Source organism: Pseudobacillus sp. 179-B 2D1 NHS, from assembly GCF_045370945.1.
Classification (GTDB): domain Bacteria; phylum Bacillota; class Bacilli; order Bacillales; family Domibacillaceae; genus Pseudobacillus.
In genome coordinates this window covers 45,832-66,274 of the sequence record NZ_JBIQDP010000005.1, presented here as the reverse complement: position 1 = coordinate 66,274, position 20,443 = coordinate 45,832, and the positions used below count along the sequence as shown (strand labels likewise).

The following is a 20,443-nucleotide window of genomic DNA, read 5'->3' as shown; positions in this document are numbered from 1 at the left end:
CCCTTCTCATTTGTGTTCAATTGTTGGCACTTTTGCCCAGCAGGCTTTTTGTACTTGACTCTAAATTAAGTAAAAAGTGTCAGTATCAAGGTGCATAAAAGCATTCTTGATACTGACACTTTTTTTAAGAAGTAAATTTCAATCCGGCTACACCCAGCATAATAAATAGAAGCGAGAGAAGTTGAAATTTATTCAATTTCTCTTTAAACCAAATAATGCTGACGAGAGTAATACCGACTGTACCAATACCGGTCCAGACAGCGTAAGCAATCCCTGCAGAAAGATCTGTCATCGCTCTTGATAAACAATAGAAGGAGAAGATAAAGCCAATCACCATGACAGCAATCGGCCACTTTCTCTTTGTGCCATTTACATATTTCATTGCAATCGTTGCAATGACTTCTTCAAAGCCAGCTAGAACTAAAAAGACCCAACTCATTGATATTCACCTCGACTTTGGTCTTTCTGTGTTGATGTGGATAATTTCATACCCGCTACTCCCGAAAGCAGCAAGACAACGAATATTAACTGGATGAGGGAGAACGGTTCTCCTAAATAAATTCCCATAAAATACGTGCCTGCTGTACCAATGCCGACAAAGACAGTGTAGGCAGCGGCCAGCGGGATCGTTTTATATGAACGGATGAGCAGAAGGAAGCTAGTAGCAATCAGCACGGTGATGACTGCCCAATCCGTTAGAGAATCGGCATGCTTCAAACCTGTCGCCCATACGATTTCCAATAGACCTGCAATTAATACAATAAACCAACTCAATGTAAGCACCTCAGTTATGAATGAATGTCATTCATTTTTTGTTAAAAATTGAAACGCTTGGAAAAGCGTTTCGATACTTAGCGGGAAAGGGAGCGCTGTAGAAAAGAAAAGGTTTCCTCTTTACAGGCGGCTAAATCTCTTTTTTCTTCAGCGATATAAAAGCGCTCGGCAGCATTCTCAATTAAGTTAATAATAAGACGAGCCGTCCAATTGATATCAATGTCAGCAATGATTTCTCCCTTGCTGGCGGCTGACTGTAAAACTTCCTCTAGCCAATCATAGTAGGGAGTATAGATTGTTTCCCATTTTTCCATTGAATGCACAATGGCAAGGCCAGAGTAGCACAAAATAATAACCTCTTTGTAAGACTTCGTTAACTCAAACGTTTCATCGATAAGTGTTCGCATAATCTGCCAAAAGCCATTTATTTGTTTTGTTTCACTCTTAATTTTCTCTAGTGTCAAACTGAGCAAATCCTCTGCGATGGCAGGAATTAAATCTTTTTTTGAAGGAAAGTACAAATAAAACGTTCCCTGAGCAACGCCTGCCCGTTTAACAATGTCAGTAATTGAGGTTTGGTCGAGCCCTTTTTCAGAAATTACCTCGATCGCTGCCTGAAGAATTTTATTGTATTTGCCATCACTTTTTACCCGCATAGTAAATCCTCCAATAATAATGACTGAATATCATTCATTTTACAGTAATTTCTTATTGCTGTCAAGGCGTTGAAAAGTATAATTTTTGCTTGAGATTTCGTATATATACATTATAATGAGAAACTAGGTGTAAACTTACAGTTTTATAAAAGTAAACTTCATTTACTGAAAGTTTACTAAATATAAACAAAATCGAGGATTAAGAGGATGGAAATTGGGAAGAAAATTAAAAATTTAAGGTTGAAAAAGGGATTGACACAAGAAGAACTTGGAGAAAGAACAGATTTGAGCAAGGGGTATATTTCCCAATTGGAACGGGATTTAAGCTCACCTTCCATAGAAACACTCTTTCACTTGCTGGAAGTGTTAGGATGCTCTCCGAAAGACTTTTTTGATGAGGATAAGCGAGAACAGAAGGTTGTCTATGGAGAAGAAGATCAAACAGAGTATCTTGATGAGGAAAGAGGATATGAAATCCAGTGGCTGGTGCCTGAATCGAATGAAAAAGAGATGGAGCCGATTAAGCTGATTCTTCAAAAAGATGGAGAATTTAAGCGATTCGAACCATCACTGGCCGAAACATTTGGTTACGTGATGAGTGGCCGCATCAAAGTGCTGCTAGGCAATCAGGAATATGTAGCCGAAGCAGGAGAAGCGATTTATTTCCATTCATCCGAAGAGCATCAGATTATTAATGATTTTGATGGCCCATCTGAACTCATTATGACAGTGACAAAGTCTTACTTATAACAGAAAAGGGAGGGTATTATGGAAAAAGAAGTCATTATTCGCTTTGATAATGTAACGAAGCGCTATGATAACGATGCAGTTGTGTTGGATCGTGTAAGTTTTGAAATTGAGCGGGGGAAGTTTTATACACTTCTCGGGCCTTCCGGTTGTGGAAAGACAACGATTCTTCGGTTAATTGCCGGCTTTACGGAAGCATCAGAAGGAGACATTTATTTTAATGGCAAAAGGATTAATCAAGTACCTGCGAACAAGCGGCAAGTGAATACGGTTTTTCAAGACTATGCCCTTTTTCCGCACCTAAATGTCTATGAGAATGTTGCTTTCGGGCTGCGTATAAAAAAAGTCAAAAAAGATGAAGTGGATCGCAGAGTAAAAGAAGCCCTTCGTTTTGTCAATTTAAGCGGTTATGAGAATAGAGAAATTACAGAAATGTCCGGTGGGCAGCGACAACGGGTGGCCATTGCTCGGGCCATTGTAAACGAGCCAGAGGTTATTTTGCTGGACGAGCCGCTGTCTGCATTGGATTTAAAGCTGCGCACAGAAATGCAATATGAGCTGCGTGATTTGCAACAGCGTCTAGGCATCACTTTTATTTTCGTTACGCATGATCAAGAAGAAGCCCTGGCTATGTCCGACGAAATATTTGTTCTCCATGAAGGACAAATCCAGCAAAGCGGTACACCGACAGATATTTATGATGAGCCGATTAATCGCTTTGTAGCCGATTTTATTGGAGAGTCTAATATCGTGCCTGGCAAAATGATCAAAGATTTTGAAGTGGAATTTGCAGGGAAAGTATTTGAATGTGTCGATCAGGGATTGAACCCAAATGAATCGGTGGAAATAGTGATCCGTCCGGAAGACTTGGAGATTACTTCATGGAATGAAGGTAAAATTCAGGTCAAGGTAGATTCTCAGCTGTTCCGTGGTGTTCACTATGAAATGCTTTGTTATGATGAAGCGCAGAATGAGTGGCTTGTTCACTCAACGAAGAAGGCAGTGGTAGGCGACAAAATCGGACTTAGTTTTGAACCGGAAGCTATTCATGTTATGCGCCTCGGCGAAACAGAAGAAGAATTCGACAAGCGATTAGAATCATATCAAGAGGCCGGTCATGAATAATAAGACGCGACTGGTTTATTTGCTGCCATATATACTTTGGATCGGCCTGTTTGTCGTTACGCCTATTTTGCTCGTTATCTACTATTCTTTTTTTGATTTACACGGAAACTTTACCTTTGCCAATTATGAAAAGCTATTTACCTTTGTTTATATAAAGATGATTGCCAGCTCGTTCTGGTATGCATTTTTAATTACGTTGTTTTGTTTGATTATTGCTTATCCAGCGGCTTACTTTATTACGAAAACAAAATATAAGCAACTGCTTCTGTTACTTGTCATTTTGCCGTCGTGGATTAACTTGCTACTGAAGGCCTATGCTTTTCTTGGCATCTTTAGCACGTATGGAGCTGCAAATAATTTTCTTGAGCTAATCGGCATTGGCGCACATCAGATTTTATTTACTGATTTTAGCTTTGTATTTGTCTCAGTCTATATTTTCATTCCATTTATGCTGCTGCCTATTTTTAATGCGCTCGATAAGCTGAATCCTGCTTTGATAGATGCTTCGCGTGATCTTGGAGCTTCTGCATGGACAACGTTTCGGAAGGTCATATTCCCGCTTACGCTCAGTGGTGTAAAGTCAGGGGTGCAGGCTGTATTCATTCCGGCTCTATCCCTATTTATGATTACCCGTCTAATTGCCGGCAACCGAGTGATCACGCTCGGCACAGCGATTGAACAGCATTTTCTTGTCACACAGGACTGGGGAATGGGATCAGCCATTGCTGTATTTTTGATTATAACGATGGTCGTCATTATGGTTGTGACCGGAGCAAGAAAGCGGGGGATTCAGTAAAATGAAAAAAAAGACTGCTTGGCCAAGAGTCTATTTGGCTTTTATCTTTATCGTTTTATACGCCCCTATTTTCTATTTAATGTTTTATTCATTTAATAGCGGCGGTACAATGAATAATTTCGAAGGATTTACACTGGATTGGTATAAGGAGCTCTTTGGTGATAAAAGACTGCTTATTATTGTGTTAAATACGATAATTATCGCTCTTTTGTCTGCAGCTATTTCCACAATAGTCGGGGTGATTGGAGCTCTCGCGATTGTATATATGAGACAGAGGACGGTAAAACAAGCACTTTTATCCCTGAATAACGTCCTCATTGTTAGTCCTGATGTTATTATCGGTGCATCGTTTTTGATTCTATTTACAATGGTAGGAATTAAGTTAGGTTTTGCATCTGTGCTGTTATCGCATATTGCCTTTTCCATTCCGATCGTAGTCATTATGGTGCTTCCTAAACTGGAGGAGATGAGCAGCTCTTTAATTGATGCTGCGCGTGATTTAGGAGCGGGGCATTGGGATGTATTGTCAAAGGTTATTCTGCCATATATTTCACCAGGCATTTTTGCTGGTTTTTTCATGGCACTCACATACTCTCTTGATGACTTTGCTGTCACCTTTTTCGTTACCGGGAATGGCTTCAGCACATTATCCGTTGAAATTTATTCATTAGCTCGTCGAGGTATTTCTTTAAATATTAATGCGTTGTCCACGCTATTATTCTTGTTTACGATCATACTTGTGGCCGGTTATTACTTTATTATGCAGCGAAACAGCCGAACGGCTGGGGCGGGGGTGCGAAAATGAATAAGTTAATACGCGCATTCATAGTTATATTTGCTATCGCTTTTTTATTGATGTACGCTGTTTCGGCACTGAATGGATCAGACAAGAAGGTAGCGGGCAATACATTAACGATCTACAATTGGGGGGATTACATCGACCCCAAACTGATTACTCAGTTTGAAAAAGAAACCGGTGTTAAAGTAATCTATGAAACGTTTGATTCCAACGAAGCGATGATGACCAAAATTGAGCAGGGCGGCACTGCTTACGATATCGCGGTACCTTCTGAGTATGCAATTGACAAAATGAAAAAGGCAGACCAGCTGCTTCCGCTCGATCATTCGAAACTGCCAAACTTAAAATATATTGATCAACGATTCATGGATCTTCCGTTTGATCACGGCAACAAATATTCGATCCCTTATTTTTGGGGAACAGTCGGCATCATTTACAATAAAGATTTGTTGAAAGGAAAAGAGATCAAAGCGTGGAATGATCTGTGGAGCCCGGAGCTGCGCAACAATATTTTGCTTGTTGATGGAGCCCGTGAGGTAATGGGCATGGGGCTCAATTCCCTTCATTATTCATTGAACGATAAGAACAAGCATCATCTAATTGAAGCGAAGAAAAAGCTTGATCAATTGACGCCTAATATTAAAGCGATCATCGGTGATGAAATCCGTCTGCTGATGGAAAATGATGAAGCGGCCGTTGGGGTTGTCTGGTCGGGAACTGCTTCGGAAATTATGTGGGAAAAGGATAATCTGGAATATGTGGTACCAGAGGAAGGGTCCAATCTTTGGTTTGATAACATGGTCATCCCAAAAACAGCCAAAAACCTGAAAGCAGCCCACCAATTTATCAACTTTATGCTTGATCCGAAAGTCGCTGCGCAAAACGCAGAATATGTAGGCTATTCTACGCCGAATCAAAAGGCTCTTCAGCACATGCCGAAGGATGTCGTTAATGACAAACGTTTCTATCCAAGCCCGGAACAAACGGAGCATCTAGAAGTGTACGAAAACTTGGGAGCCGATATGCTGGCTTACTACAACGAGCTGTATCTTGAATTTAAAATGCATAAAAAATAATAAAAAGCGTCCGAATGCTGTTTCGGACGCTTTTTTGCTGTCCAGCTTCAGGCGCTATCAGCTCGAGGACACAGCCCGTCCGTCTAGAAGGTCAAGAGCAACCTTCTAGCTGGCCCGTCTTGTGCTTGTCGCTGATAAGCAAGCGCCTTCCGCTTTTCTTGTCCAGCTCCGCCTCCTTAGGACTCGAGGTCATATGCCAGCCTGACTGTGTGGCTGAAGAACGCCACTTCGTCATCCTGCCATATACTTGTCGTCCCAGGACAGTCGTCTCCGCTTTTCTTGTCCAGCTCCGCCTCCTTGGGACTCGAGGTCATACGCCAGCCTGACTGTGTGGCTGAAGAACGCCACTTCGTCATCCTGTCATATGCTTGTCGTCCCAGGACAGTCGTCTCCGCTTTTCTTGCCCAGCTCCGCCTCCTTGGGACTCGAGGTCATATGCCAGCCTGACTGTGTGGCTGAAGAACGCCACTTCGTCATCCTGTCATATGCTTGTCGCCCCAGGACAGTCGTCTCCGCTTTTCATTGTCTCGGTCTTAAGGATGAGGGAAAGTTCCATCCGAAGCTCGTTATAGGAAAAGGGAAAGCGAGGTAAGATGAAATCAAGATATCGAAGGGAGGAAAAAATAATGAAAAAGGTGATGCTGTTTTGTATAGGAGGGCTTGCAGCTATGGTGGCCATTGCGAGTGCCGGTCCGGTTCTTGGCCTCGTAGCATGTGCAGCCATTATGTATGTGGCATGGAAACAGTACAGACAAGCACATTCCAAAGGGGTCAAAATTTTTTGGGGAGCAGCGGGAATTATCGCGTTCCTGGCAGCGGTCGGCAATGTGCCCGCTTTGCTTGGCGTCGCAGCTTTAGGTGTCCTGTATGTTGTGTATAAAAAATGGCAGGAAGAGGATGAAGACTTTGTTGCAGCAGCAAAAGAAGAAGATCCATTCGTCAATTTCGAAAAACAATGGAGCCAACTAAAAAATAAATAAGGAGAGATTAAGATGACAGGAATCTTTGCGAAAATTAAACGGACTGTAGAGGCAGAATTGTTCGACATCGTAGAAAAGAAAGAGCAGAAAAATCCAATTGCTATGTTAAATCAGTATTTGCGTGAAGCACAGAAAGAGACCGAAAAAGCAATGAAATTGTTAGAACGGCAACAATTATTGAAAAAAGAATTTGAACGCGAATGGCAGGATGCTGTTCGTATGCAGGATAAGCGCTTGAAACAGGCTGCACTCGCTGCTGAAGCAGGGGAAAAGCAGTTGGAAGAGTTCGCTGTAAGAGAAGCAGAGATATACAAAGAGAGAGCGGCTCGTTTGCAGCACTCCGTTTCTATCGCGGACGAACAAATCATAAAGCTTGAACGTCAGACAGAAGAAATGAAGCATAAATTGAAAGATATGAATGTGCGCCGCCTTGAATTAATGGGCCGGGAAAATGCAGCAAGAGCTCATTACAGCATGAGTAAAGTGTTGGATGAAGGATCAGGGAATAATCATCCGTTTGGCCGGTTTGAAGAGCTGGAGCAATATATTGATGAGTTGGAAGGCAAGGCGAGCAAGAAGTATGAAACGACATTAATGGACGCCCGTCTTGCAGAGCTGGAAAGACAATTTTATCAGCAAGAAAAGAACACACAGCAAGCATAAAACATGCTATGATTAACAATTGAAGAGAGTGAAACAAACCCGTGATTGCGGGTTTGTTTCGCATTGCAGCGTTGCTAATTCGAGGAAGGAGGAAAAAGAATGTCACCATTTAAAAGAACAGATATGCTTACTATGTTTTTACTTGCTGCTTTGATCATCATTTTAATTGAGGCGACATTTTTCCATAATGATTTTGTGTTTTCCCTCTTCTTCGGAGCAGCAATGATTTACTTTGGGAGAAAATGGAACAAAAGCTGGTTTGGTAAGCTATTGTTTTGGTTTGGCGTATTTTTATCAATCATGATGATTCTTAGCATGAGCAGTTTACGGATGCTTGTTCTTGCTGGTTTGATTTATATGCTGTACCGCTTCTTCCAATCGAAAAAAGAACCGGTACGCTTTTCTCTATCACCCGATACTGTGAGAGAGATGCCGATGGAGCCCGGTGAATCGATTAAGCACTCTTTTCTAAAAAATAAGTTGTTTTCTGTTCAATCTACACCGGAGCATTCATATGAATGGAAGGACATCCATATTCAAGGGGTGCTCGGCGATATTACTGTTGATGTAAGCAATACAGTGCTACCAAAGGGAACGGCGGTTATTTCCGTCAGGCAAATGATCGGAAAGGTGAAAGTAGATATACCTTATGAAGTCCCCGTTCGTATGCGCTTCGCAACCGTTATAGGAAATGCTCATTTGTTCCAGCGTTTTCCCGTTCCTCTTTGGAATGATACGCTATATTTTGAAGATGAACATCATAGCGAGCAGGAAGGGGCAGAAACAACAATTATTCTTCTCATTTCCACGGTTATTGGCGATGTGGAGGTGAATCGGGTGTGAATATTTTTGCTAAGCAGATTCGTCAAGTTTTTTTAGCTGTTCTTTTTGTGGCAGGAGTGATCATTGCCGCTTTTGAAACGAGCTTTCCGCATCCGACATGGCGGGCTTACTTTGAACAGAAGTTATTTGAGCTTCCTCTTGCTGTATTTATAGCGGCGGCCATAGTAGGGACAGCTTTCCTATTTGGTGCATTATACGGATGGGGACAATGGACATCTTTAAAAACACTTGATCGAAGAATTGACTCCCTCATTTCTGGTAAAGACAAAGAGGAGAAAGACAGCATGCTGCCAGCCGACTTTTCGAACATTGAGCAAAAGTTTCAACAGCTTGAGCGTGTCATCATTGAACAGAAACAAGCAGCCCGACGTCTCGCTAGAGAAAAAGCAGAGAGCCAGGAAACGCTCATCCAGGAAATGGTTTCGCAGGAGCGGCAGCGGCTTGCAAGAGAACTGCACGATTCGGTTTCCCAGCAATTGTTTGCGGCTTCCATGATGATGTCGGCCATTAATGAAAATCGTGAATCTGCACCGTCCATAGAAACGAAGCAGTTAGCTATGGTAGAGGAAATGATTCAGCAGTCGCAATTAGAAATGCGAGCGCTTCTTTTGCATTTACGGCCTGTACCATTAAACGGCAAGTCTTTAAAAGAGGGGATTGACGATCTCCTCGTTGAATTAACGCAAAAGGTTCCGTTAGCTATTCATTGGACGACAGAAGAAATCTGCATGGACCGGGCAATGGAGGACCATCTATTTCGGATTGTGCAGGAATCGATTTCTAATACGCTGCGCCATGCCAAGGCTAATCGGTTGGACGTACTGAATGTGTGGCGTGATGGTTTCATTATTTTGCGGATTAGTGATGACGGAGTTGGTTTTGATCAGGAACAGACAAAAATGGGGTCCTATGGATTGCAGAATATGCATGAACGCGCAATTGAGATTGGCGGAACATTAAAAATTATTTCATTGCCTTCCCAGGGGACGAAGCTGGAGGTTAAAGTTCCGTTTGCAAAACAGCACTCAGATCAAACACAAATGGAAAAATCAGAAGAAAAGGTGGAAACGAACGAATGATAAGAGTTCTTCTCGTTGATGATCATGAAATGGTGCGCATTGGCGTGTCTGCCTATTTAATGGCCCAGCCGGATATTCAAGTAGAAGCTGAAGCGGAAGACGGTGAAAAAGCGGTGACGGCTGCTCTTGAACTAAAGCCTGATATTATTTTAATGGATCTGGTCATGCCGAAGATGGATGGAATTGAAGCGACCAAACGTATTACAGAAAAGTGGCCTGAGGCCAAAATCATCATCGTAACCAGCTTTCTTGACGATGAGAAGGTCTATCCTGCTCTTGAAGCAGGGGCTGTCAGTTACATATTAAAAACATCAAAAGCCAGCGTAATTGCTGATGCAATCCGCAAAACATATAGCGGGGAGCCAGTGCTTGAACCGGAAGTAACAGGGAAAATGATGAAGCGCATGCGCCAGGGTCAAAAGATGCCGCTTCATGAAGAGCTGACCGAGCGAGAGCTGGAAGTTTTGCTGCTTATTGCTCAAGGAAAATCCAACCAGGAGATTGCTGACGAGCTGTATATTTCTTTAAAAACAGTGAAAACGCACGTCAGCAATATCCTGTCCAAGCTGGAAGTAAACGATCGGACACAAGCGGTTATCTATGCCTTCCAAAATCGGCTTGTTCACTAACATCTACGGAATCAAGTCACCAATCGAGCGGAACAGAAAGCGGATGAACATCCATAACATCCGAAGTGGCCATAAGATGATATTAAGCAAAAAGTTTTCAAATAAAGCTTCGAATAACTCAGACGCTCCTTCACGAGAGCGTCTTTTTTTCTTTTTATTTGACGACTTGGACATCTTCTTCATCCTTTACTCAGTTTTTTTGTATATACGGATGAAAGCCCAAAAAGTTTCCAGCTGCCGTTAAATTTTCACGGATGATAGAAGTGGATGCCAGACAATCCAGTCTGGAATACTTCTTTTGTGAAAAGTATACGGATTTTTTCGATAATTTTCCGGGCATTTTTGTACAAAAAGACCATAGTTTATAAATGTAAAAGAAGATAAAGTAAAAGCATGAAAATGTTTACTAATTAAACAAGACGAATGTGAAGGGGTGGTGATCACTTTTCATGCGCTATCAATCGCAAAGAATCTCACAAATTCCCCCGTATATGTTTGCCGAATTCAATAAGAAGAAACAGATGATGCAAGAGGCTGGAGTGGATGTAATTGATTTAGGAATAGGGGACCCGGATTTACCAACGCCGCAGCATATAACAGATAAGCTGATAGAGGAAATGGCTTATCCGGAGAATTTTAAGTATCCGAGTTTCATTGGCTGCCTGGACTTTCGAAAGGCAGTAGCTGAGTTTTATAAGCGGGAATTCAACGTTGATTTAGATCCGGAAACAGAAGTGCTCGCTCTGATCGGTTCCAAGGAAGGGCTGGCCCATTTAGTGCCCACAATGATTGATCCCGGAGAGATTGTTCTGGCGCCGGATCCGGGTTATCCTCCTTACCGTATGGCGGTTTCCCTTGCAGGCGGCAAGTTACATACGATGCCGCTGCTGCAGGAGAATAACTTTGAGCCTGATTTTCAGAAGATTCCTGAAAATGTCGCTGCAGAAGCAAAGCTGATGTTTTTAAATTATCCGGGCAATCCAACGGCAGCTACTGTGGACGTTAATTTTTTTCGCAAAGCTGTGTCATTTGCCAAGCAGCATGAAATCGTTATCGCTCATGATGCTGCTTACAATATGGTTACTTTTGAAGGCTACAAGGCACCGAGTATTTTGCAGGCAGAGGGGGCGAAAGAAGCTGTTGTTGAGTTTGGCTCCTTATCCAAGACATACAGCATGACCGGCTGGAGAATTGGCTATGTTGTCGGCAATAAAGAGGTCATTAAGGCCCTATCGATTTACAAAAGCAATACCGACACCGGTCAGTTTATCCCTATCCAAAAGGCAGCCGCCCATGCTTTGGCGGGCAGCCAGGATTGCATCAAGGCAAGCAACGACGTGTATGCGGAACGAATGAAGGCAATGACGGCTGCTTTAACATCTATTGGCGTGAATACAAAACCGACGCGTGGCACATTTTTTATTTGGGCACCGGTACCGGATGGATACACGTCAGCTGAATTCGCAAACCGTGTGCTAGAAAAAACAGGCGTCATTATCACGCCGGGTCATGCATTCGGGGAAAGCGGTGAAGGGTATTTTCGTCTTTCGCTGTCTGTTCCGACTGACCGGCTCACCGAAGCCATTAACCGCATGAAAAAAGAGCTCACTATTATTACAAATTAAGAGGAGAGATCATGACATGAATAATCAAACGGTAAAAGATGCAGTTCAAAAAGATACAGCGGTAAAAAAATACTTAAATTTTATTAACGGTGAATGGGTAGAGTCTGAATCAGGCAGATTTACGCAAAATACAAATCCGGTCAATGGAGAAGTATTGGGAGAGGTAGTTGCCTCGACAAAAGCGGATGTGGATAAAGCTGTCCAGGCGGCAAAAGCAGCGCAAAAAAAGTGGCGTAACGTACCAGCTCCAGAACGTGCGGAGGTTTTATATAAAGTTGCTTATTTGTTAAAAGAGCGCAAAGAAGAGTTAGCGCAGATTCTGACAACAGAAATGGGAAAAGTGATTGCGGAAGCGCGAGGAGAGGTACAAGAAGCGATCGACATGGCGTTTTACATGGCCGGAGAAGGCCGGCGCATGTTTGGCGACACAGTGCCTTCAGAGCTGCACAACAAATTTGCGATGAGCGTCCGTGTTCCTGTTGGCATTGCCGGGTTGATTACTCCCTGGAACTTCCCGATTGCGATCGCTTCCTGGAAGTCATTGCCGGCGCTTGTAACTGGAAATGCGGTTGTTTGGAAGCCGGCCTCTGAAACCCCATTTCTAGCCGGAGAGTTTGCAAAAATCTATGAAAAAGCTGGCTTGCCGAAAGGTTTGTTGAACCTTGTCTATGGTTCTGGAGGCGAGGTAGGAAATGCGATCGTTGAGCATCCGGATATCGATATCGTGTCATTTACAGGCTCCAATGAAGTCGGCAAGGAGATTAATGGACGTGCTGGTGAGCTTCTGAAACGTACATCGCTTGAGATGGGCGGAAAAAATGCAGTAACTGTGCTTGAAGACGCGGATATTGACCTTGCAGTAGATGGAATCGTATGGAGTGCATTTGGCACGAGCGGACAAAGATGTACAGCTTGCAGCCGAATTATCGTCCATGAGTCTGTGAAGGAAGAGCTGGAGCAGAAGTTGCTGAAGCGCATGGAAACATTGAAGATCGGCGACGGATTGGATGAGTCGATCGATGTAGGTCCTGTCATTAACCGTTCATCGCTTGAGAGAATACATGAATATGTCAAAATCGGTAAAGACGAGGGGGCAAAACTGTTAAAAGGCGGAGAAATTCTAACTGAAAATGGTTTAGATAAAGGGAATTTCTATGCACCGACTTTGTTCACTGACGTCAAATCCGATATGAGAATTGCCCAGGAAGAAATTTTCGGACCGGTCGTTTCTATTATTCCGGTGAAAAGCCTGGAAGAAGCCATTGAAGTAAATAACAGCGTTGAATTTGGATTATCCAGCTCTATTTTTACGGCTGATATCAACCGGGCATTCCAGGCGATGAGAGACTTGGATACGGGGATTGTTTATATTAATGCAGGAACAACAGGCGCGGAAATTCATCTGCCATTCGGAGGAACGAAAGGAACAGGAAACGGGCATCGTGACTCCGGCGTTGCTTCACTGGACGTATACACTGAATGGAAGTCTGTTTATGTAGACTACAGCGGAAAAATTCAGCGAGCGCAAATTGATAACTATTAATTCCTTCTATTAACCATAAAAACAAGCAGGAATGCCTCGCAAAAAGCGTGATTGCATTTCTGCTTGTTTTTTCCAGGGAAGCGCTTACGCCGGACGAAACGACTTCTCTTTCGTTTCTTCATAGCAGCGTATGGCCATGTAAAGCAGCATGCAGTCCTGAAAGCTTCCCGTGTCTATGCCGGTCGCTTCGCTTATCCGTTCCAATCGGTAAATAATTGTATTGCGGTGAATAAACATGTTGCGCGCTGCCTCGCTTAAATTTAAATTGTACTCACAATATTTAAGAAAAGTCGTAGACAGTACTTCATAATTATCGAGATCAGCAAGAGGCTGAACGATATTTAAAAGCTTTCTTTGAAGTTCAGGAGTGATTTCTTTCGGCAGCAGTTGGAAAGTTGTCTGTTTTTCATTATAAATAAAAATGCCTGAGCCGGTATCTCCTTTTCTTCCAAAAATCATCGTCTTTTCAGCATTGCGGAACGACTCAGCAATGCCCCTGATTCCTTTTTGTACATCGCCAATCGCGATGGAGGCGGCTAAGTAATACTTCGTTTGCAAGAAATTATTTAGCTTTTGGAGCCTTTGCTCCAGAGAGGAAACGAGAGCTGTGTAAGCTTGCTCTGTTGTGATAGGTTTGACAATAATTAACCGCTCAATATTAATGAAGGAAAGAATGTCTTCTTCGGAATCATGAAAAATTAAATAAAGATAGTCCAATAGATCTCTTTGAAAATACGGAAGTGAATAAGGGTCATAAACCTCATTTGAGTTGGTTTGCACAGGCAAAGAGCGATGAATGTCTATTAAAATGCACGTTCGATAGATTTCCTGGTTGTAGCCGAGTGTTTTAGCATACTGAATCATCCGCTCATCTCGTTCGTCTGTGTCATAATGAATAATTTGCTGGATAAACACTTCAACCATTTTCGATTCCAGCTCTTTCATTTCTTTGCGAAAGGCATCCTGGCACATCATTTCGACTTGATTCTTTACAAGCTGAGCATATTTCTCAACTTCTTCAGGTTTTCCGACGATTCCAAGCACGCCGATGGCTTTATTATTAATCATGATTGGTACAGAAACACCTGGAAGGATTTGTCCGATTCCTTCATTGCGACAATTAATTAAGCCCTTTTTTCTAATAACGTCAAGTGAAGGACGGTGGAAGAGTCCCAGCCTTTCCTTATCAGTTGATCCGATAATATATCCTTCGTTATCTGTAATGCTGATTGGATAACCTAAAACAGCGCTTGTTTTTTCTGCGATGTCCTGAGCAATATGCTCTAAAATTTTCACTGACAGCACCCCTTGTTTTCCGAAATAGCCAGCTTAAAAGATAGAATATTGACCAGAGTATACCATATTTCCGAGTTAAATAGACGAACTATTTAGAAATTTGTCAAGTGCGTATTCTAAGAGAAAGTAGGGAGGTAAATGACAAAATTATCCGGAGGGCAAACGATTGTAAAAGTAATGGAAAAGGAGGGGGTTAAAAAAGCTTTTTGTGTGCCTGGAGAGAGTTACCTTGGAGTCATTGATGCGCTGTATGAGCACCCGTCTATCCAACTGATTTCTACCCGTCATGAGGGCGGGGCATCTTTTATGGCAGAAGCTTATGCAAAAGCATCGGGAGGCACAGGGGTTTGCATGGCTACACGGGGGCCGGGCGCAGCGAATCTTTCCATCGGTTTGCATACGGCTATGCAGGACTCTACGCCGCTCGTCGCTTTAATTGGACAGGTGGAACGGCCATTCAAAGGAAAGGAAGCATTCCAGGAAGTAGAATTCACAGCATTTTTCAGTCATTTGTGTAAATGGACAGTAGAAATTGAATCCATTGAAAGGATTCCGGAGTTACTTCACCGGGCATTCTATATAGCGAAGTCCGGCCGTCCAGGACCAGTAGTTGTTTCTTTGCCTCACGATATGCTTGAAGATACCGCAGAATATATAGAGCAGCACGTGCAGGATGAATATGTGCCTAAGCCTGCTGATGAAGCTGTTCACGTTGTTCTGGAAAAGATTCGGGAAGCTGCACGGCCTATTATCATTGCAGGCGGAGGAGTGACCCGGACAAAATCAGCTGACCTGCTCGTCCGCTTTGCAGAAACAATGAATGTTCCTGTGGCCACAGCCTTCCGTCGGTTTGATGCATTCCCAAATAGCCATTCACATTATGCCGGCTGGCTTGGCTTTGGTTCGGACAAAGAATTGCTCGATTACATTAAAAATGCTGATTTGGTAGTAGCATTAGGCACCCGTTTTTCTCAAGTGACTACGCAGGACTATACGCTGCTTGGCGAACAGACGAAGCTGATTCAAGTGGACATTTCTCCCGATAGCATTGGCAAGGTATATCCGCCTGTTCTTGGTATTACAGCAGACGTCAAACAGTTTTTGCAAAAAGCTTTGGAAGTATCAGTCCCTACGAAGGATGAAGCGAAGGAGCGGGTAGTCGAAAGGTTACATGCAGCGTATCTCACTTTTTCATCGGCACCAAAAGATTATTCAGAACAATACGTTGATATGGATGGCATGCTTTATGATATGATGCGTATATTTCCGAAAGATACCATTCTAACAAGCGATGCCGGCAACTTTTTTGGCTGGCTGTCACGCTATTACCGCTTTGACCGTCAGAACACTTATATTGGGCCAACGTCAGGTGCGATGGGGTATGGGCTGCCAGCGGCCATTGGCGCAAAGATAGCGCAGCCGGGCAAAATGGTTGTTTCTTTTTCCGGGGATGGAGGCTTCATGATGACGATGCAGGAGCTTGAAACGGCTGTTCGCATCCAGGTTCCAGTCATCGCTATTGTCATTAATAATAATATGTATGGAACGATCCGGGCCCATCAGGAAAAGCACTTTCCGGGAAGAGTCGTAGCAACAGAGTTATCCAATGCTAATTTTGCCGAGCTAGCCAAACTATTTGGCTGTCACGGGGAACAAGTGACAAAAAATGAAGATTTTCTGCCGGCTTTGGAAAGAGCAAAAGCGAGCGGGCGCCCGGCTGTGATAGAGGTACTGACAAACCCGGCACTTTTGTCTGCCAGCCAGTCAAAAACCATTCATTCAAACGTACAAAGGGCTACTTAACTCAATCAAGAATACAAGATGCAGAAACGGTACTAGAGAGCAGTGCCGTTTTTTACATTCTTTAAAAATAAACAATATAATAGATTAACAGGAAGTGGAAGTGATAGAGTAGTACATATACCGTAGAAGAAGGGGGATTTAATGTGTATGTTGTTCACTCGACATTTTCTGTGGGGGATCACCAGGCAGAAGAAGTAATCTCTATCTATAAGAATCGTTCGCGTTTGGTAGACAAGACAGAAGGCTTTCAGCATTTCTTATTGCTGCAAAATGATAAAAAACCAGGCGAACTGACGGTCCAACTGGCTTTTCAAACAAAAGGCGCCTATTTATCGTGGGTGCGCAGTGAAGAATTTAAAAAAATTCACGAATTGGAAAAAAACTATCCGGACAAAGAGCTGTCCGCCGTTATTCCAACTGTCCGCCAGTTTAAAGTGGTGGCTACATGAAAAAGGGCTGGAAGGCGACATTAGCGGAAAAGGCAACGGCCGAAATTTATAAGCGTGAGCCCGCTCTTCTTTCCCGGTTTGGAGAAGAAGGAAAGGCAAAGTGTCTCGAAGATAACAATCATCATATCAAACAGCTGGAGAGCGCTTTGCTTTTAGATAACGAGCAATTTTTTATCGACTATGCTCTTTGGTTGAATGGCATCTTAACGAAGCATGGGATGAGCACCCGGCATTTAATTGATAACTTTACGATTATCCAGCAACTGTTGATCGAAAATGGAGAACAGGAAAATGAAAAAGGTCTTTTCTATCTAAGTGAGGCTATATTCGCTCTGCAGCAATGATATAGCTTATTCGCTGCTAGAGAGGCAAGTGAGGTGAGGGAGATGAGCGAGGAAGCACGTGAGTTTGCCGAATATTTACTGGAAGGTGATGCGCTGGCATCCATAGATTTTATTAAACATCGAAAGCAGTTGACCACGTTGGAACTATTTAATCAGCTTGTTACACCTGCAATGAGGCATGTAGGAGAGCTGTGGGAAAATAATAAGATTACGGTGGCTGATGAGCATTTGGCTACCGGTACCTGTGACTTTGTCTTATCGCGATTGTTCCCATGGCAGAAGGAACAACCTTCAGTCAACAAAAAAGCCATGTTTTTATGTCCGCAGGGGGAACGCCATTACCTCGGATTAAAAATGGTGAGCAGCCTATTTGTGGAGTCAGGCTGGAGCGTTCGTTTTTTCGGTTCTGACCTGCCTTTAGAATCGGCACTGACAACCGCTCATAAATGGCAGCCAGATGTAATTGGCTTATCAGTAGCGATCGTATACCATCTTCCGCATTTACAAGATTATATCGAGCGGTTTTCTGATTTACCTTCCCGGCCCGCTATTATTCTTGGAGGAAGATTGGCCGGCATGTATGATCTAAAGCCGTATTGCTCAGAAAGCACAATAATTTTTGAGGATTTGCAGGCCGCTCATTTATGGTTGAAGAATAACAGGATAGAGGGGGAGTCGAATGTCTCCTTATAATCAGCCATTTCCTCTCCCCTATTTTCAAATTAATAAAGAGGGAGTCATTTTAGCTTATTCAGATGCAGCCGCTAATCTTTTTCATATTAATCAGGGAAATATTTTAGCCCTGGTAGATAAGGCGAGTGAAGAAAAGGTTAAAACATTTATTTTTAAGCGAGAAAATCCACAAAAAATCGAAGCGAATTTTAAGACAAAGATAAATTCAATCCAGCTATTTGATATTCATTTATCGTGGGATGAACAATCAAACGGGCATATGGTTCTGCTCGTGAAAGACCAGCTGAATAAGCATTTGGAAGACCGTCTTTTATCTTTGCAAAAACGTTTGTCTTCTACAAACTTCGAGCTATTTGAAAAAAAAGAGGAATTAGAAAGAACTCTAATTCGTTTAAGAGAGCTGTCTGGTCCATTTATTGCGTTGTCTTCCGGTTTAGCATTTATTCCTCTTTTCGGTGACATAACGAAGGAAAAGCTGGAAGCCATTACTGGAAAGGCATTGCAGTCCGCTTATGAGGGAGATTATAGCCATATTGTAGTGGATTTTACTGCGGTTGGACAAATAGAAAAGGAGGGCGTTGATAAGCTGCTTGAACTTTTCACTATGCTAAGATATATGAGTGGTGCCGAGATTGAAGTAGTCGGAATGAAGCCGCATCATTCTCAGATAATGAACTCCCTCCAAAATAATTGGTCTTTTTCATTTTCTTCCTCACTAGCAGAGGTATTGCAAAGAAAAAATAAATAAGCATCAATCGCTCAATAACCCGTGTGGTGATCTTCGAGTATGGATGAATGGAAGAGAGAGGAGAAGTGGCCCTTGCATCCAATAGGAGCACTTCTGTATGAAGTTTTACTAACCCAGCAGTCAGGCCAGCTCAAACAAGATAGATTGAAATTTGAAGTATGAGAACAGTCTTCTTTCGTCCACTAATAAAAAACAGCGACGGGCAAAAGCCCGTCGCTGTTTTAAAATTCCACTTGAACTTGCTGTAGTTCTTCTTCTGTTTTCTCTGTAAATGTGTAACCGAGCTCTTTTAGCTGGCTGCAGATATTTGTAGCACATTGATCGTCAACAATAAGAAATGTCTGATCAAATTGCATTTTATCCTTAATAGAAGCGAGCAAATCAAATAAAGCACTCGTTCTTTCTTCCTTAAGGGATTGAGTTAATGCGGAAGTTTCTGTTGTAACGGGTACAATCCAAAGCTCACATTTATTAGGCACTTTCAAAAGCTGTTCGAACACTTCTGCTTTTTCAAGGGGTGTCCGTAATGTTTCATCATGAATTTCATATACACGTTTCGATGACAAGACTTTTTCTCTAAATGGAAAAATTCCTTGCTCATCGAATACTTTTATCTCTAATTTAGAAGCCTGAGGCATTTGGTTTTCCTGCGCATTTTGTTTTAAATGGCTGGTCATGTTTCTCTCTCCTTTTCCTTCTTCCCCTGATATGTATAAAAGGGATGTGCTATTCTATTCCCTTTTTGAGAAGAAGAAAACCTATTAGACACTTGCTAATTTTTGGAGAGTATCAGCCACTTCACTTAGGGTGCGAACTGTATAAGTTGGCTTGGCTCCTTCTACTTTTCTATCATCACCGTGATCAATAAGGATAGAATCCATGCCAATACGAGTAGCACCAAGAATATCCGTCCCTAAGTTGTCGCCAATCATGATAGCCTCTTCACGTGATACATCCATCAGTTTTAATGCATGAGTAAAGATAGATGGGTCTGGTTTTCCAAATCCAAAGTTTCCTGAAATGACGATATGTTCAAAATAAGGCACAAGCTCTGGCGTCATCGTTAACTTTTCCAGTTGAAGGGATGGAGCGCCATTCGTTAAAAGCAAAAGTCGGAAGTCATTTTCTCTCAGCTTATCAAGCACTGTAATGGTGTCATCATATAAGAAGGGAGAGTAGCGGCGTACTTCTCGAAATCGCTCTCTTGCCCATTCTTCCGCCCCTTGAATGCCGACGGACTCTAAGCCGTTTTTCCATGTGTTTAATTGATAGTCACTAATATCTTTGCCCATCTGGCGCAGCTGCCAGTGATGGACGTCCCCAAAATCTCCCCAAAGCCCCTCAAATGGATTAATGCCAAGATGAAGCGTAACCGGGTAAAAAGAATATTTCTGGTATTGCTTTCGTGCTGCTTCTCTGACAGAGGATTCAATGGCATCCTTTTGAATTCCATATTTCTGTTCTAAGTCGCCGCATGTCACATCGAAGGCGGTTTGAATACTTTTGCGATCATTTAAAAGTGTGTCATCTAAATCAAAAAAGACTGCTTTTTTCATTCTATAAAGGCTCCCTTTTAAACATAATGTTGAACCTAATTCTACACAAATGTCAGAATTCCTGCAAAATAAAATGAAAGCCACCTTGTTAAAAGTGGCTTTGGCGTGCGCAGCTGAAATTTTTATCATGCACATGAATGTGATCGAAAATATTTGTCTTTCGAGGCGCAAAGCTTGATGAAGAATGGAGAACCAGGAGGACCATAAGTGCTACAGACA

At 42.6% G+C, this 20,443-nt stretch carries 24 protein-coding genes; 17 read left to right on the top strand and 7 right to left on the bottom strand.

Features of this window, described 5'->3' with window-relative positions:
* Window positions 1-124 precede the first annotated feature (124 nt).
* The 3 genes from ACH0BF_RS06875 to ACH0BF_RS06865 all read right to left on the bottom strand — a co-directional run bounded on the left by ACH0BF_RS06875 (window position 125) and on the right by ACH0BF_RS06865 (window position 1,430).
* On the bottom strand, window positions 125-439 hold the full coding sequence (locus ACH0BF_RS06875; protein WP_406909135.1) for a DMT family transporter: 315 nt from the start codon (window positions 437-439) through the stop codon (window positions 125-127).
* The gene (locus ACH0BF_RS06870) at window positions 436-774 is read right to left on the bottom strand and encodes a DMT family transporter (RefSeq protein ID WP_120036031.1); all 339 of its coding nucleotides are present in this window, start codon (window positions 772-774) and stop codon (window positions 436-438) included. Before ACH0BF_RS06870 ends, ACH0BF_RS06875 begins: the two co-directional genes overlap by 4 nt.
* Before the next feature lie 77 nt (window positions 775-851).
* A complete protein-coding gene (locus ACH0BF_RS06865; protein WP_340851381.1) occupies window positions 852-1,430 on the bottom strand; it encodes a TetR/AcrR family transcriptional regulator in 579 nt (192 codons plus the stop codon).
* A gap of 207 nt (window positions 1,431-1,637) precedes the next feature.
* On the opposite strand from ACH0BF_RS06865, the gene ACH0BF_RS06860 reads away from it, so the two are divergent.
* The 10 genes from ACH0BF_RS06860 to ACH0BF_RS06815 all read left to right on the top strand — a co-directional run bounded on the left by ACH0BF_RS06860 (window position 1,638) and on the right by ACH0BF_RS06815 (window position 10,167).
* Entirely contained in the window at window positions 1,638-2,180 is a 543-nt protein-coding gene (locus ACH0BF_RS06860) for a helix-turn-helix domain-containing protein (RefSeq protein ID WP_120036033.1), read from the top strand.
* Window positions 2,181-2,198: 18 nt separating this feature from the next.
* Window positions 2,199-3,302: an ABC transporter ATP-binding protein gene (locus tag ACH0BF_RS06855; RefSeq protein ID WP_120036034.1), complete on the top strand. Its 1,104-nt coding sequence runs from the start codon at window positions 2,199-2,201 to the stop codon at window positions 3,300-3,302.
* On the top strand, window positions 3,295-4,098 hold the full coding sequence (locus ACH0BF_RS06850) for an ABC transporter permease (RefSeq protein ID WP_120036035.1): 804 nt from the start codon (window positions 3,295-3,297) through the stop codon (window positions 4,096-4,098). The genes ACH0BF_RS06855 and ACH0BF_RS06850 overlap by 8 nt, the downstream gene beginning before the upstream one ends.
* A gap of 1 nt (window position 4,099) precedes the next feature.
* Window positions 4,100-4,903 carry an ABC transporter permease gene (locus ACH0BF_RS06845; RefSeq protein WP_120036036.1) on the top strand — a complete coding sequence of 268 codons (804 nt, stop codon included), beginning with the start codon at window positions 4,100-4,102 and terminating at the stop codon, window positions 4,901-4,903.
* A complete protein-coding gene (locus ACH0BF_RS06840) occupies window positions 4,900-5,973 on the top strand; it encodes an ABC transporter substrate-binding protein (protein WP_406909133.1) in 1,074 nt (357 codons plus the stop codon). Before ACH0BF_RS06845 ends, ACH0BF_RS06840 begins: the two co-directional genes overlap by 4 nt.
* Before the next feature lie 626 nt (window positions 5,974-6,599).
* Window positions 6,600-6,953 (top strand): lmo0954 family membrane protein, encoded by a 354-nt coding sequence (locus tag ACH0BF_RS06835; RefSeq protein ID WP_120036037.1) that lies wholly within the window; start codon window positions 6,600-6,602, stop codon window positions 6,951-6,953.
* A 12-nt stretch (window positions 6,954-6,965) separates the two neighbouring features.
* Window positions 6,966-7,616, top strand: a complete 651-nt coding sequence (locus ACH0BF_RS06830; RefSeq protein ID WP_340851374.1) for a PspA/IM30 family protein — start codon at window positions 6,966-6,968, stop codon at window positions 7,614-7,616.
* Window positions 7,617-7,715: 99 nt separating this feature from the next.
* Window positions 7,716-8,459: a cell wall-active antibiotics response protein LiaF gene (gene liaF / locus ACH0BF_RS06825; protein ID WP_406909131.1), complete on the top strand. Its 744-nt coding sequence runs from the start codon at window positions 7,716-7,718 to the stop codon at window positions 8,457-8,459.
* A complete protein-coding gene (locus ACH0BF_RS06820; protein WP_340851371.1) occupies window positions 8,456-9,538 on the top strand; it encodes a sensor histidine kinase in 1,083 nt (360 codons plus the stop codon). Before liaF ends, ACH0BF_RS06820 begins: the two co-directional genes overlap by 4 nt.
* Window positions 9,535-10,167, top strand: a complete 633-nt coding sequence (locus tag ACH0BF_RS06815) for a response regulator transcription factor (protein ID WP_120036040.1) — start codon at window positions 9,535-9,537, stop codon at window positions 10,165-10,167. Before ACH0BF_RS06820 ends, ACH0BF_RS06815 begins: the two co-directional genes overlap by 4 nt.
* Before the next feature lie 3 nt (window positions 10,168-10,170).
* Here the strand turns inward: ACH0BF_RS06815 and ACH0BF_RS06810 are convergent, their stop codons facing one another.
* Window positions 10,171-10,341, bottom strand: a complete 171-nt coding sequence (locus tag ACH0BF_RS06810; RefSeq protein ID WP_406909130.1) for a hypothetical protein — start codon at window positions 10,339-10,341, stop codon at window positions 10,171-10,173.
* A gap of 275 nt (window positions 10,342-10,616) precedes the next feature.
* On the opposite strand from ACH0BF_RS06810, the gene ACH0BF_RS06805 reads away from it, so the two are divergent.
* Window positions 10,617-11,792, top strand: a complete 1,176-nt coding sequence (locus ACH0BF_RS06805; protein ID WP_340851368.1) for an LL-diaminopimelate aminotransferase — start codon at window positions 10,617-10,619, stop codon at window positions 11,790-11,792.
* A 16-nt stretch (window positions 11,793-11,808) separates the two neighbouring features.
* The gene (locus ACH0BF_RS06800) at window positions 11,809-13,335 is read left to right on the top strand and encodes an aldehyde dehydrogenase family protein (RefSeq protein ID WP_120036042.1); all 1,527 of its coding nucleotides are present in this window, start codon (window positions 11,809-11,811) and stop codon (window positions 13,333-13,335) included.
* A gap of 84 nt (window positions 13,336-13,419) precedes the next feature.
* Here the strand turns inward: ACH0BF_RS06800 and ACH0BF_RS06795 are convergent, their stop codons facing one another.
* A complete protein-coding gene (locus ACH0BF_RS06795) occupies window positions 13,420-14,631 on the bottom strand; it encodes a CdaR family transcriptional regulator (RefSeq protein ID WP_406909129.1) in 1,212 nt (403 codons plus the stop codon).
* A 138-nt stretch (window positions 14,632-14,769) separates the two neighbouring features.
* On the opposite strand from ACH0BF_RS06795, the gene ACH0BF_RS06790 reads away from it, so the two are divergent.
* The 5 genes from ACH0BF_RS06790 (at window position 14,770) to ACH0BF_RS06770 (ending at window position 18,668) form a co-directional block, all read left to right on the top strand.
* Window positions 14,770-16,434, top strand: a complete 1,665-nt coding sequence (locus tag ACH0BF_RS06790; protein WP_340851366.1) for a thiamine pyrophosphate-dependent enzyme — start codon at window positions 14,770-14,772, stop codon at window positions 16,432-16,434.
* A gap of 143 nt (window positions 16,435-16,577) precedes the next feature.
* A complete protein-coding gene (locus ACH0BF_RS06785) occupies window positions 16,578-16,883 on the top strand; it encodes an antibiotic biosynthesis monooxygenase family protein (protein ID WP_120036045.1) in 306 nt (101 codons plus the stop codon).
* Entirely contained in the window at window positions 16,880-17,227 is a 348-nt protein-coding gene (locus tag ACH0BF_RS06780; protein WP_120036046.1) for a globin family protein, read from the top strand. The genes ACH0BF_RS06785 and ACH0BF_RS06780 overlap by 4 nt, the downstream gene beginning before the upstream one ends.
* A gap of 42 nt (window positions 17,228-17,269) precedes the next feature.
* A complete protein-coding gene (locus tag ACH0BF_RS06775; RefSeq protein ID WP_120036047.1) occupies window positions 17,270-17,920 on the top strand; it encodes a cobalamin B12-binding domain-containing protein in 651 nt (216 codons plus the stop codon).
* Window positions 17,907-18,668, top strand: a complete 762-nt coding sequence (locus ACH0BF_RS06770; RefSeq protein ID WP_340851363.1) for an STAS domain-containing protein — start codon at window positions 17,907-17,909, stop codon at window positions 18,666-18,668. The genes ACH0BF_RS06775 and ACH0BF_RS06770 overlap by 14 nt, the downstream gene beginning before the upstream one ends.
* A gap of 221 nt (window positions 18,669-18,889) precedes the next feature.
* Here ACH0BF_RS06770 and ACH0BF_RS06765 read toward each other — a convergent pair whose 3' ends face one another.
* Both ACH0BF_RS06765 and ACH0BF_RS06760 read right to left on the bottom strand, forming a co-directional pair.
* Window positions 18,890-19,345: a hypothetical protein gene (locus ACH0BF_RS06765; protein ID WP_120036050.1), complete on the bottom strand. Its 456-nt coding sequence runs from the start codon at window positions 19,343-19,345 to the stop codon at window positions 18,890-18,892.
* 84 nt (window positions 19,346-19,429) lie between these two features.
* A complete protein-coding gene (locus ACH0BF_RS06760; RefSeq protein WP_340851362.1) occupies window positions 19,430-20,224 on the bottom strand; it encodes an HAD family hydrolase in 795 nt (264 codons plus the stop codon).
* Between the last annotated feature and the right edge of the window lie 219 nt (window positions 20,225-20,443).